Below are 11,133 nucleotides of genomic sequence, written 5' to 3'. Positions count from 1 at the left end.
GTGCGCCTACAGGCCCTCGCTCTGGTACTCCGGGCCCAGGCTGCGGTGGTTGAAACGCAGTTGGCGGGCGGCCGCGGGCTGCTCGGCCGAGGCCACCGGCAGCCAGATCACCGGGACGATGCCGCTCGCCTGCACCGCCGAGCGGTCCGCCGCCCGGGCCGCCCGCCGGGCGAAGCCGTACCACTCCCGGCCGCAGCGCTCGCTGGCGAAGTAGCGCGGCGAGTACAGCGGCACGAAGACCCGGCAGGTGGCGAGCGCCTCGGTGATCTGCCAGCGCGACCAGCTGTCCAGCTCGGGGCTGCGGTCGACGAAACCGGGCGGCACCGCGGACGGCAGGTCGGTCAGCTGGAGCACCTCCTCGCAGAGGTCCTGGAAGAGCCGGTCCACCGTGCGGCCGCCCGGGCCGCCGGGGTGGCTGAGGAAGAAGTAGGGTCTGGGCGCCTCCGGGCCGGCCGGCTCCTTGCGGTGCGTGCCCGAGTGCGAGGGGGTGCGCGACTCGACCGGACCGCCGTGCAGTTGGGCGTTGCGGGCGAGCACCAGCGGACGGCCGTCCCGGGGCGGCCAGATCCTGGTCACCGGCGGCGCCGGCGGGGTGGACTGCAGGGCGATCTCCAGCAGGTGGTGGACGGTCAGCTGCGGCGCACCGTCCGGGTCGCCGGTGCGGATCGCCGCCGCCAGCCGGCCCGCCACCGAACGGTCCACCGGGTGGCGGAGGTTGACCACCTGGAAGCTGCCCGGGTCGACCGCCACCGGACCGCCCGCGGCCGGCTCCGGCGGCACGCTGCGCGAGCCGTCCAGGATCAGCAGCCGCCGCGCCGCCCGGCCGGCCGCGACCGTCTCCACCACCGCCTGCCAGTCCAGGCCCGGCCGGTGCACCCCGCCCCAGCGGCCGGCACCGACCGCCACGCCGAGCTCGTCGCCCGGGCCGAGCGGGCCGCCGACGTGCACCACCAGGGTGTCCTCCGCCTCCTGCACGGCCCGCTGCAAGGCCCGCTGGAAGCCGTCCGGGTCGTCCTCGCCGAGCCAGATGTGCCGCCGGTCCAGGCCCACCAGCGCCGGGTCGACCAGGGCCTCGGCGAGCGCGGCGAGATCGCGCAGCGCGGTGTACTCCTGCTCCTCCAGCACCTCGCCCGGGGCGCCGCGCGAGGTGGTCAGCAGCAGCACCGCCCGGGAGCGCTCCGGGTCGGGCAGCGCCGCGGGCTCCGGCGGCAGCGGGACGGGCGGCGCGTCCTCCTCGACCGGCCGGGCCGCCGCCTGCTCCTGCTGCGCCCCGGACGCGGTGTCCGCGGGGTGCGTCCCGGCGACCGGGCCGGCCAGGGTGAACACCGGGGCTCCGGTGACCCCGAGCAGCCGCGCGGCCTCCGGGCTGACCAGGGCGAAGGGCCGGGTGTCCAGCAGGGTCAGGGTGCCGCCGCCGGCCGTCTCCACCCACGCCGGGAAGGTGCCCGCGCCCGTCCGGCCGGCGTCGCCGATCCGCCCGCCGACCCGGATCAGCAGCTCCAGCGCATGGTGCGCGGTGGACCGCGGCAGGGTGTGCAGCAGCAGCTCGCGCACCCCCGGACGGAACGCGAAGTAGCCCGGCCGGCCCTGCTGTTCGCGCAGCAGACCGCTCACCACCACCTCGGCCAGGTGCTGCGGCTGCGGGCGGGCAAGCCCGACCTGCTGGAGCAGCCGCATCACCGGAAGGGCGGGCGTGGTCAGCGCGGTCATCCCGGCGAGGGTGAACGCCTCCCGGGAGGCCGTCGCCCGGAACCGGACGACCAGTTCCTCGGCGGTCAGCTCCTCCGGGTCCGGCCCGGCCTCGACCGCCCGGCCCGCGGGGTTCGTCGCCGCGCCGACCATCAGCGCCGCGCCGACCACCTGCCCGCCGGTCGGACTGCCCACCAGCTGCGCCCAGTTGGCCAGCCACTCGGGGCCCGGCTCCAGCACCGGGACGGCCGGTGCGCCGCGCCCGGGCGGGGCGTCGGTGAACGGGGCGAAGGTGTAGACGGCGTCGGGCGCGCCGGCCTCGGTGGCGGTGAACACCCCGGGCACGGCGGGCACCGCGGTGAGCGGCCAGAGCCGTTCGGGCAGCGGCTGGACGACCGCCACCGGCAGCCGCCGGGCCAGCGCGTGCAAGGTGCGGTGCCAGCGGTCCCCGGCCGGTCCCGAGCGCCACTGCGGGCCCATGCAGTCGCTGATCACCAGAACGGCGGAGCGGCCCTCGGCGATCCGGCGGTGGGCGAGCCGTCCGTCCGGCAGCAGCCGGCCGGAGCAGACCTGGCGGAAGGCCCCGGTCTGCTGGAAGAGCGTGCGCAGTTCCCGGGCGAGCGGCCGCCACAGGGTCATCGTCGGGCCGAGGTCGAGCACCAGGTGCAGGTCGAGCCAGCGTTCGGTGCTGGGCCGCAGCACCGGCAGCCACTGGACGGGACCGGGCTCGCGCAGCGCCTCGGCGATCCGGTCGGCGGTGGCCTGCTCGTCGAGCAGGCGGCGGCGCTCGTCCGGGACGAGCCGCTTGAGCGGGCGCAGGGCGCGCTGCAGCGGCAGCGGGCGGGCCAGCATCGGGGCGTCGGGGGTGGGTGCGGGGACGGCGGGGGCGGGCCGGCCGCCGCGGTCGGGGGCGGGCAGGTGCAGGGCGGTGCGCGGACCGGTGCCGTCCGGGCCCGGGGTGTGCTCGGTGCGGTGGCGGGGGCGGTGGCCGCCGGGGGTGCCGGCGGCCGGGCGGTCGGTACGCGGGGCGGCCCGGCCGGCGGTGTCCTGGCCGGTGCCGCCCTCGGTGCCGCGGGCGGCCAGCCAGAGCAGTTCGGCCAGTTCGACGGGCGCCCGGGGGGAGAGGCCGAGTTCGGCGAGCAGGTCGGTGAGGCGGTCCAGGGCCGCCGGGTCAGAAGACATCGTCGTCCTGGCCGCGGCTGAGGTAGGGCATCACCTGGGCGGCGAGCGCGGCCCGGTCGGCGGCGTCGCCGAGTTCGGGGCGGGAGGTGAGGTAGATGGCGTTGAGCAGCTGGTCGGTGGCGAGTTCGCCCTCCTCGCGGCGGGCGAGGAAGACGTCGAGGATCTCGGTGACCAACTGCCGGTCGGAGTCCGGGAGGTGGGAGTGGACGATGGACTCCAGCTCGGCGCCCTCGGGGCGGCGCAGCTCCAGCACCACGCAGCGGCGCAGGAAGGCGGCGGGGAACTCGCGTTCGGCGTTGGAGGTGAGCACGGTGAACGGGAAGGCCCGGCAGCGGACCCGGCCGGAGCGGACGGGCGCCCGGCCGGTGCCGTCGGCGGTGAGCACGTGCGCCTCGGGCTGCTGGGGGGCGGCGCGGACGAGTTCGTCGATCTCGTACTGGCCCTCCTCCAGGATGTGCAGCAGGTCGTTGGGCAGGTCGAGGTCGCCCTTGTCGATCTCGTCGATGAGCAGCACCCGGGGCCGCCGGTAGGGCAGCAGGGCCGTGCCGAGCGGGCCGAGCCGCAGGTGTTCGTCGAGCGAGGCGTCGGGGGTCTGCGGGCCGGAGCGGTTGGCGGCGTAGAGGCGGGAGAGCGGGTCGTACTGGTAGAGGCCGTCGCGCAGGGTGGTGCGGCTGGTGATGTTCCAGCGGAGCACCGGGCCGAGGCCGAGTTCGCGGGCGACCGCGTACGGCAGGCTGGACTTGCCGCCGCCGGGCGGGCCGGTGACCAGCAGCGGCCTTCTGAGGTAGAGCGCGGCGTTGACGAGCTCGACGGTCTCGGGGGTGGGGCGGAAGGTCGCGGCGCGGTGCCGGGCCGGGTCGGGCACGGGGTCGGCGGGGCCCTCGGGCTGCGCCAGCAGCGGCCCCCCGTCGAAGTCGCGCCAGGGCGGCGGGGCGGGCAGCTCGGCGATGCCGTCGTGCGGCTCGTTGACGCCCTGGTAGATGCGCTTCAGCGGCATTGCTCTCCTGCTCCTGCTCACTCGTCGGGGCCTTCGGCGGTCTCGGTCTCACTCGGGGCCCGCGGCGTGGGGCGGCGGTGCGGTCGGGACGACGCGGTAGGGGCGGTGGGGGCCGGGCAGTACCGCCGGGTCCTCCCACAGCAGCACCAGGCCCGCCGCCCAGTGCTGCGAAGGGTCTGCCGCCTCCTCCGCCTCGTGCCGCAACTCCCTGACCCGGCGCGGCAGGTCGGCAGGTGCGACGTCGGCCAGTTCCTCCGCCAGTCTGGCAAGGAATCGCTCGTTGCGGCAGGTCCGGGTGTGCGTGTGGTCGGCGGTGCAGGCCTGGCCCGGCCACAGCACGGCGGGAACGCCGGCCCGCAGGGCGGCCGCCAGCAGCGGTTCGTACGGGGCGCCCCTGGGCGGGCCGGGGAGGGCGGGCAACTCGACCCGCTCGGGCGGCCTCAGCCGGTGGTAGAGCCTTTTGCCGTCCGGGAGTTCGGTGCAGCGCAGCTGGTGCAGCAGGGTGCCGGCGGCGGCCCGCAGCGGGGCCCACTTGAGTTCGAGCTGGCGGCGGGCGGCCGGGTCGGCGCGGCGCTGCGCGTCGACCACGACGACGGCGTGGTCGGCCCCGAGCGGGCCGTAGTCGGTGCGCCGGCGCGCCCAGCCGTGCACCGGCTCGGTGAGCCACTTGCGCGGCAGCGAGAAGATGACGAGTTCCGCGCCGTCCGGTTCCAGGCGGCCGAGTTCGTGGTCGATGCGGTCGCGGACGGCGTGCTTGAGGCGCAGCCGCGGGACGGTGCGGGTGTCGGCGGCGCCGATCCGGCCGTCGCGGACGGCGGCGACCGCGACGTGGAACATCGCGGGGCCGGCGCCGCTCGGGGTGATCTCGACCAGGATGGGCCGCCACCGCTCGCGTCTGCGGCCGGCGGTGGGGGCGGTGTCGCGGTGCCGGTCGAGCCAGTCCAGCAGGCCGTCGCGCAGGGCCGGGTCGGTGTGCGCCTCGGCGACGTGGTGGGCGAAGTGGACGACGGGGTGCGGGCCGTGCGGCGGCCGGGGGACCTCGGCGAGCAGGTACCAGCCGGCGTCCCAGAGGGTGGCGGGGCGGCTGGGCGGGTCGGGGCAGCCGAGCGGTCCGACGGCGGCGCGGTAGAGCTCCAGCGGGTCGGCGGGCGGCGGTCCGGCGCCGAGCAGCAGCCGCAGTCCGCGCACCGCGTGGGCGGGCAGCGCGGCGCCGGTGAGCCGGTCGGCGAGCTGCGGGACGTACCGGGCGGCGGCCTCGGCGGGCAGCATCTGGCCGAGCCGGGCGGCGGGCCGGCTGCGGTCGTCGGGGCCGCGCGGGACGCCGAGGGTGTCGAGGGCGGCGGTGACCAGCCCGGCCACCTCGCCGGTGGCGGCGATGACGACCGGCCCGCCGCTGAAGCCCGGGGAGAGCGGCATGCCGGTGCCCTCGTGCTCCAGCTGCACCAGCTCGCCGGCGATCCGGAAGCCGCCGCGGGTCAGCCGGATCTCGCTGCTGAGGCCGGTGTCGTGGCCGGCCGGGAAGCCGTAGGCGACCAGGGCGGGTGCGGGCGGGCCGGCCCAGCGGTGCAGCGGGGCGAACGGGGCCGGCGCGGCGGTCTGCGCGGGGACGGGTTCGCGGAGCCGGAGGACGGCCACGTCCCCGGCGCCGCCGGGGAGTTCGGGCCAGGGGCCGCGCAGCGCGACGGTGCCGGTGAGCGGCGGCAGGTCGGGGTGGGCGACCAGCCGGACCTCCGCCTCGTGGACGCCGTGCACCACGTGGGCGCAGGTGAGCACCTCGCGGTCGGAGATGAGGATGCCGGCGCCGGTCAGCGGCCCGGCGGGCCCGGCGGTGTCGATCCGGGCGAGCCAGCGGACGTCCTGCATCGGCACGTCCGGTCAGTGCCCCGTCCGTTCCCCGGTGGCGCCGGGTGACCAGGAGAGCTTGACCGTCAGGTGCGCGTCGGCCGCCGTCCGGGCGATCAGCGCGCCCGCCTCGGCGGAGAGCTTGACGCCGAACTCGATCTCCACCGCGTCCGGGCGCAGGCTGCCGTCACGCAGGACGGCGAGCGCGGCCTCGGCCGCGGCGCGGACGCCGCCCAACGCGTGCTCGAAGGTCTCCGAGGCACGGACGACGGCGTCGCCGCTGCCCCGGCCGACCGGCTGCATGCCGTACGCCGCCGGGGTCTGGGAGGTGCTCTCCACCCGGACCACCGCGCCGTCGGCCGTCAGGAACTCCACGTAGTGCGACATGGGCACTCCCCACCGTGTCAAGCCGTACTGTCAGCCGAATTCCTTGGCGATGGTCGCACAGCACAGGCCGTGGCGCAGCGGTTCCGACGGGGTTGACATCAGTAATCTTCAAGGAACATGACAATATGTCAGGTTGATCCGCCCGTACCGGGCCCGGCCGGATCCCGCCGGACGCGGGAGGGCCCCGGGGACGGCGGCCTAGGGTGGTCCGGACGGAGCCGAGGAGGGCGAGCGGATGGACGGAACGGCCGGCGGGGGGCTGGTGGCGGTCGCGGGGAGCGCCGAGGTGTTGGCGCTGCCCGGCCTCGGCGAGGAGTTGCTGACCCCGGCCGAACGCGAGCGCGCGGCACGCTTCCACCGCGAGCGGAACCGGCTGGACTTCGTCGCCGCGCACCTGCTCGTCCGGCTCTGCGCGGCCCGGCTGCTGGGCGTCCCGGTCGCCGGGCTGGTGCTGGAGCAGTACTGCCCCGACTGCGGGCTGTCCGGACACGGCGCGCCCTCGTTGGCCGGGCGGCCGGAGGTGGGGCTGAGCCTGTCGCACACCGAGGGCGTGGTGGCCGCGGCCGCCGGGCCCGCGCCGGTCGGCGTGGACGTCGAACTGCCGGGCGGCCGGGACGGCACCGCCGACCTGTACGACCGGGTGCTCGGCCCCGCCGAGTCCGCCCTGGTGGCCGCCCGTCCGGACCCGGACGGGGCCTTCCTGCGGCAGTGGGTCCGCAAGGAGGCGATGATCAAGATCGGCCGGGCGAGCCTGGACACCCTCGCCGCCGTCGACCTGTCCGCGCTGCCGCTGGACCTTCCCGGCCCCGGACCGGCCCTGCACCGCCACGGCGACCTGTACCTGCTGGACTGGGCGGCTCCCGGCAGCGGGGCCCTGCTCGCCGCGGTCAGCACCCGGCCGGTCCGGCTCCTGCCGCCGGACGGCCTGCGCGCAGGAGGAGTCCAGGGGCGTCCGGGGGCGTCCGCGTAAGGGGTGTTAGCGTCGGCGACGGCCGCGTCGGACCGCATCCGCGCAGGTCCGCCCATCCTCCCCCGCCGCACGAAGGACGACTTCCCCATGGCCAAGTTCCTGCTGAGCCTGCACGTGCTGGCCTCGGTGCTGTTCATCGGCCCGGTGGCGGTCGCCGTCAGCATGTTCCCGCGGCGCGCGGCCGCGGCCCTGGGCTCCGGCGCGGACCAGCCGGTCGCGGCCGCCTCGGTGCGGCTGCTGCACCGGATCACCCAGGTCTACGCGCTGCTCGGGATCGCCGTCCCGCTGCTGGGCATCGGCGTGGCCCAGGTGATGGACGTCCTCGGCCAGAGCTGGCTGATCGCCTCGATCGTGATCACCGCGCTGTCGGCCGGCTCGCTGCTGCTGTTCGTGGTGCCCGCCCAGCAGTCCGTGATCGACACCCTGGACGCGGAGACGGGCACCCCCGCCGCCCACTCCCGCGGCGACGACCGGGAGCGGGCGGAACGCGGCCTCAAGCTGCTGCCGATGACCGCCGGCGTCTTCAACCTGCTGTGGGCGGTGGTCGTGGTGCTGATGGTCATCCGACCGGGGTCGACGACGGGGGCCTGACCTCCACCCGTCCGGCACCCCGGATCTCCAGGCCTTCGAGCAGCTCCAGGGTCGCGGCGGCCACCGCCGCGACCGCCTGCTCGAAGGCCTCCCTGTTGTGGGCGGCCGGCGCCCGGAAGCCGGACACCTTGCGGACGTACTGCAGGGCCGCGGCGTGGACGTCGTCGGTGGTGACCTCCGGCGTCTCCGGCGGCCGGAGCGTCTTGATCGATCGGCACATACCCCCCAGTCTGCCCGGCGCGCCCGCCCCGCGGGCCGTCATCGGCGGACCGGGTCGACGAGGCGTACGCCGGCGCGCTTCACCGCCCGGGCGACGATCGCGGTCTCCGCGCGGGCGACGCCGAGCGGACCGAGCACCTCGGTGGAGAACCGGAACAGGGCGGCGTGGTCCTCGCAGAAGACGGTGGCCATCAGGCCGGTCGGGCCGCTGGTGGCGAGCACGCCGTGCACCTGCGGGTGGCCGGCCAGTGCCGTGCCGACCTCGACCAGCCGGCCGGGCGGCACGTCCAGCCAGAGGTTGGCGTCGACCGCCATGCCGAGCAGCCGGGGGTCGACGGTGGCGTGGGTGCGCAACAGGCCGCCCGCGGCGAGCCGGTGCAGCCGTCGGCGCACGGTGGACTCGGGCGCGCCCGAGGCGGCGGCGAGGGAGGCGTGCGACCGGCGCGCGTCCCGGCCGAGCAGGTCGAGCAGCGACCGGTCCAGCGCGTCGGTGGCGGGGGCCGCGGTGGTCGGGGCGGGCGGGGCGAGGGCGGCGACCTGTTCGGGCGCGAGGTGGCCGGAGTGCCAGTGGCCGGCGTCCGCGAAGGCGTGCAGCACCGCGTGCACATCGGTCTCCAGGACGGCGCCGGTGGCGGGAAGTTGGCCGTAGAGCAGGCGGTCGCGGGAGCCGGCGTCGGTGAGCACGACGGCGCTCACCTCGCTGCCGCCGAGCATGATGTCGACGAACGGCACGTCCGGGCGGGCCGCCAGCGCGTGCGCGACGGTCTCCACCTTGCCGCGCAGGACGCGGACCCTCAGCAGCAGGGCGCCCACCGCGCGGTCCCGGACGTCCGGCATGAGGACGACGGTGACGGTGCCGCTGCCGAGCAGCCGGGCCAGGCGCCGGGTCACCGTCCGGGCGGAGACGCCGAGCACCTCGGCGATCCGGCCGGTCTCGGCCCGGCCGTCGATCTGCAGGGCGCAGACCAGCCGCCGGTCCAGCTCGTCCAGCCGGTCGTCCGGATCCACCGCATCGAGGTCCACTGCTGTCCGTTCTCCGCCGCATCCGGCCGACTCAGAGTCCTGGTCCGCCGCGATCACGGTACTCCTTCTCCATGGCCGGACCGGCCACGACCGAGAGGAGCCCCCCGTGGAGAAGACGCTGTCCGGAACGATCGACGCGGTGCACGCCGTCGGCGAGCGGCTGGCCGCCCTGCAGAGCCCGGCCCCGGTGCCCGCGACCGGCCTCGCCGAGGCCGTGGCCGCCTTCCGCGCCGTGGACGGACCCGCCGCCGCCCTGCTGCGCGAGCGCCTCACCGCGCTGCGGCCGTCCGCCGGATGGCACGGGGAGGAACTGGACGGCGACGTACCCGCCGAGGGCGAGTGGTGGGTCTGCGACGCCACCGACGGCGCCGTCCAGTACCTGGGCGGGCTGCCGCACTGGGCGGTCACCGCCACCCTCGTCCGGGACGGCGCCGCCGTGCTCTCGGTGGTGCACGCGCCGCTCCATGGCGCCACCTACACCGCGCTGCGCGGCGGCGGCGCCCATTTCGACGGCCGGCCGATCGCCCCGACCCCCCGCACCCTGCAGGTCGCGGTCGCGGCCACCGCGCAGCCGCCGACGGTGGCCGGCGACCCGGTCGCCCGGCGGCGGGCCGGCGAATCGCTGACGGCGATGCTCGGCGGGGCCCTGGCCGTCCGCAACCTCGGCCCGACCGCCCTGCAGGTGGCCCAGGTCGGCGCCGGGAACCTCGGCCTCTTCTGGGAGTACGGCCAGGACGGCCCCAACCTGCTGCCGGGTGCCCTGATCGCCGCCGAGGCCGGGGCCGTGGTCACCGACGCGACGGGCCGACCGTGGACGCCGGCCGCGGACAGCTTCCTGGCGGCCGCCCCCGGGGTGCACGCCGAAGCGCTGACGGTACTGGCGCAGGTGCGGTGAGCGCAGGTGCGGTGAGCGCAGGTGCGGTGAGCTCGGGTGCGGTGGGTGCCGGGGCCGCGCGGTGTCAGTCCTTGGGGCTCATCAGGGTGCTGGTCAGCGGGGTGCGGGCCAGCGCCAGCACGCCCACCACGATCAGCGCGACACCGGCGGCCTCGGGCACCAGCCAGAGGCCGGTGCGCAGCGTCTCCTCGTACAGCAGGACACCCAGCAGCAGGCTGACCCCCGCGTCGCCGAGGGTCAGCGCGGGCTGCGAGGCCACCAGCGGACCCGACTGCAGGGCGTTCTCCAGCAGGTAGAGCGCCCCGACCCCGGCCACGGCGAAGCCGTAGGTCTGCCAGGCCGTGAGGAAGGCCTCCAGCCCGTGCTTGTCGAGCAGATGGGTGGAGGACTTGATGAGCGCCGCGGTCAGCGCGTTGCCGACGGCCGCCGCGCCCGCCAGGCAGGCGGCGCGGACCCCGCCGGGCGGACGGCGCAACGCCACCGCGCAGAGCACCGCGATCGCCGCGCCGCAGCCCGCGAGGGCCGGGATCCAGCGGGACATCGGGACGTGCATCGTGCCGGGGGTCGGCGCGGCGGCCCCCAGCGCGAGACCGAGGCCGACCACCATGCAGGCGACGGCGGCCCAGGCCCGGCGGGAGAGGTTCCGGTGGGACATCGCCGAGGCGATGACCAGGGCGAACGGCAGCTCCAGGACGAAGATCGGCTGGACGACCGAGAGCGCGCCGCGGGCCAGCGCCACCGCCTGGAAGAGCGCGGCGGCGGTCACCGCGGCGATGCCCGCCAGCCAGACCGGGCGGCGGGCCAGGTCGCGCAGCAGGCCGAACCGGAAGCCGGAGGAGCGCGGCACGGTCTGCGCGGCACGGTGCTGCAGCACGGTGGCCAGGGCGTTGCTGATCGCGCCGCACAGGGCGAACAGGACGGGGAGCAAGGCGGGCGGTTCCCTTCACCGGATCCGCCCAGTCTCACCCACCCGCCCCGCACCCCCGCCGCACCGCGCCGCACCCCGACCCCGGCGCCAGCCGTTCAGGGGCGCCGCCTGGCAGAACACCGCGCGAGCCGGAGAACACGCCACTACCCCGTCACCCCGCCCCGCGCAGCGGCTCAGCCCCCGGCCACCCCGAACAACCGCGCCGCGTTCCCCCAGCACACCGCCCGCAGCAAGCCCTTCAGGCCCGAGCCGCTCCAAGGCGGCCGACGCGTGCCCGTACCCTCCACCGGCCGCACCCCGCCCCGCGCAGCGGCTCAGCCCCCGGCCACCCCGAACAACCGCGCCGCGTTCCCCCAGCACACCGCCCGCAGCCACTCCTCCCCCAGGCCCAGCCGCTCCAGGGCGGTCAG

10 protein-coding genes and 1 pseudogene are annotated in these 11,133 nt (G+C 76.9%); 3 read left to right on the top strand and 8 right to left on the bottom strand.

The window, feature by feature from the left end; all coding sequences use genetic code 11:
* Positions 1 to 6: 6 nt before the first annotated feature.
* The 4 genes from ABZ641_RS15780 to ABZ641_RS15765 are packed head-to-tail and all read right to left on the bottom strand — an operon-like array spanning position 7 to position 6,097.
* A complete protein-coding gene (locus ABZ641_RS15780; protein WP_359982261.1) occupies positions 7 to 2,871 on the bottom strand; it encodes a TIR-like protein FxsC in 2,865 nt (954 codons plus the stop codon).
* A complete protein-coding gene (locus tag ABZ641_RS15775; protein WP_344622725.1) occupies positions 2,861 to 3,868 on the bottom strand; it encodes a MoxR family ATPase in 1,008 nt (335 codons plus the stop codon). Before ABZ641_RS15775 ends, ABZ641_RS15780 begins: the two co-directional genes overlap by 11 nt.
* A 48-nt stretch (positions 3,869 to 3,916) precedes the next feature.
* On the bottom strand, positions 3,917 to 5,731 hold the full coding sequence (locus ABZ641_RS15770; protein ID WP_344622751.1) for a trypsin-like peptidase domain-containing protein: 1,815 nt from the start codon (positions 5,729 to 5,731) through the stop codon (positions 3,917 to 3,919).
* A gap of 12 nt (positions 5,732 to 5,743) precedes the next feature.
* Positions 5,744 to 6,097: a CU044_2847 family protein gene (locus tag ABZ641_RS15765; protein ID WP_359982258.1), complete on the bottom strand. Its 354-nt coding sequence runs from the start codon at positions 6,095 to 6,097 to the stop codon at positions 5,744 to 5,746.
* Positions 6,098 to 6,332: 235 nt separating this feature from the next.
* On the opposite strand from ABZ641_RS15765, the gene ABZ641_RS15760 reads away from it, so the two are divergent.
* The gene (locus ABZ641_RS15760) at positions 6,333 to 7,067 is read left to right on the top strand and encodes a 4'-phosphopantetheinyl transferase superfamily protein (protein ID WP_359982255.1); all 735 of its coding nucleotides are present in this window, start codon (positions 6,333 to 6,335) and stop codon (positions 7,065 to 7,067) included.
* Positions 7,068 to 7,154: 87 nt separating this feature from the next.
* Positions 7,155 to 7,658 carry a DUF2269 family protein gene (locus tag ABZ641_RS15755; RefSeq protein ID WP_359982252.1) on the top strand — a complete coding sequence of 168 codons (504 nt, stop codon included), beginning with the start codon at positions 7,155 to 7,157 and terminating at the stop codon, positions 7,656 to 7,658.
* On the opposite strand, the gene ABZ641_RS15750 is transcribed toward ABZ641_RS15755, so the two are convergent.
* On the bottom strand, positions 7,627 to 7,878 hold the full coding sequence (locus ABZ641_RS15750; protein ID WP_030267423.1) for a DUF2277 domain-containing protein: 252 nt from the start codon (positions 7,876 to 7,878) through the stop codon (positions 7,627 to 7,629). The two genes, ABZ641_RS15755 and ABZ641_RS15750, sit on opposite strands and share 32 nt — an antisense overlap.
* 38 nt (positions 7,879 to 7,916) lie before the next feature.
* Complete coding sequence (locus ABZ641_RS15745) at positions 7,917 to 8,900, bottom strand: Lrp/AsnC family transcriptional regulator (protein WP_359982249.1); 984 nt, start codon at positions 8,898 to 8,900, stop codon at positions 7,917 to 7,919.
* 106 nt (positions 8,901 to 9,006) lie between these two features.
* Here ABZ641_RS15745 and ABZ641_RS15740 point away from each other — a divergent pair, with 106 nt between their 5' ends.
* The gene (locus tag ABZ641_RS15740; RefSeq protein ID WP_344622721.1) at positions 9,007 to 9,795 is read left to right on the top strand and encodes an inositol monophosphatase family protein; all 789 of its coding nucleotides are present in this window, start codon (positions 9,007 to 9,009) and stop codon (positions 9,793 to 9,795) included.
* A gap of 64 nt (positions 9,796 to 9,859) precedes the next feature.
* On the opposite strand, the gene ABZ641_RS15735 is transcribed toward ABZ641_RS15740, so the two are convergent.
* Together ABZ641_RS15735 and ABZ641_RS15730 are read right to left on the bottom strand one after the other, a co-directional pair.
* The gene (locus ABZ641_RS15735; protein WP_344622720.1) at positions 9,860 to 10,723 is read right to left on the bottom strand and encodes a DMT family transporter; all 864 of its coding nucleotides are present in this window, start codon (positions 10,721 to 10,723) and stop codon (positions 9,860 to 9,862) included.
* Between the two features lie 314 nt (positions 10,724 to 11,037).
* Positions 11,038 to 11,133, bottom strand: a pseudogene (locus ABZ641_RS15730) (amidohydrolase); the annotation flags it as partial.

Origin of the sequence: Kitasatospora sp. NPDC007106 (assembly GCF_040634455.1) — a bacterium.
In the GTDB taxonomy this organism is placed as follows: Bacteria; Actinomycetota; Actinomycetes; order Streptomycetales; family Streptomycetaceae; genus Kitasatospora; species Kitasatospora arboriphila.
Note: the sequence above shows the minus strand (reverse complement) of the source record. Positions and strands in the feature narration are given on the sequence as shown.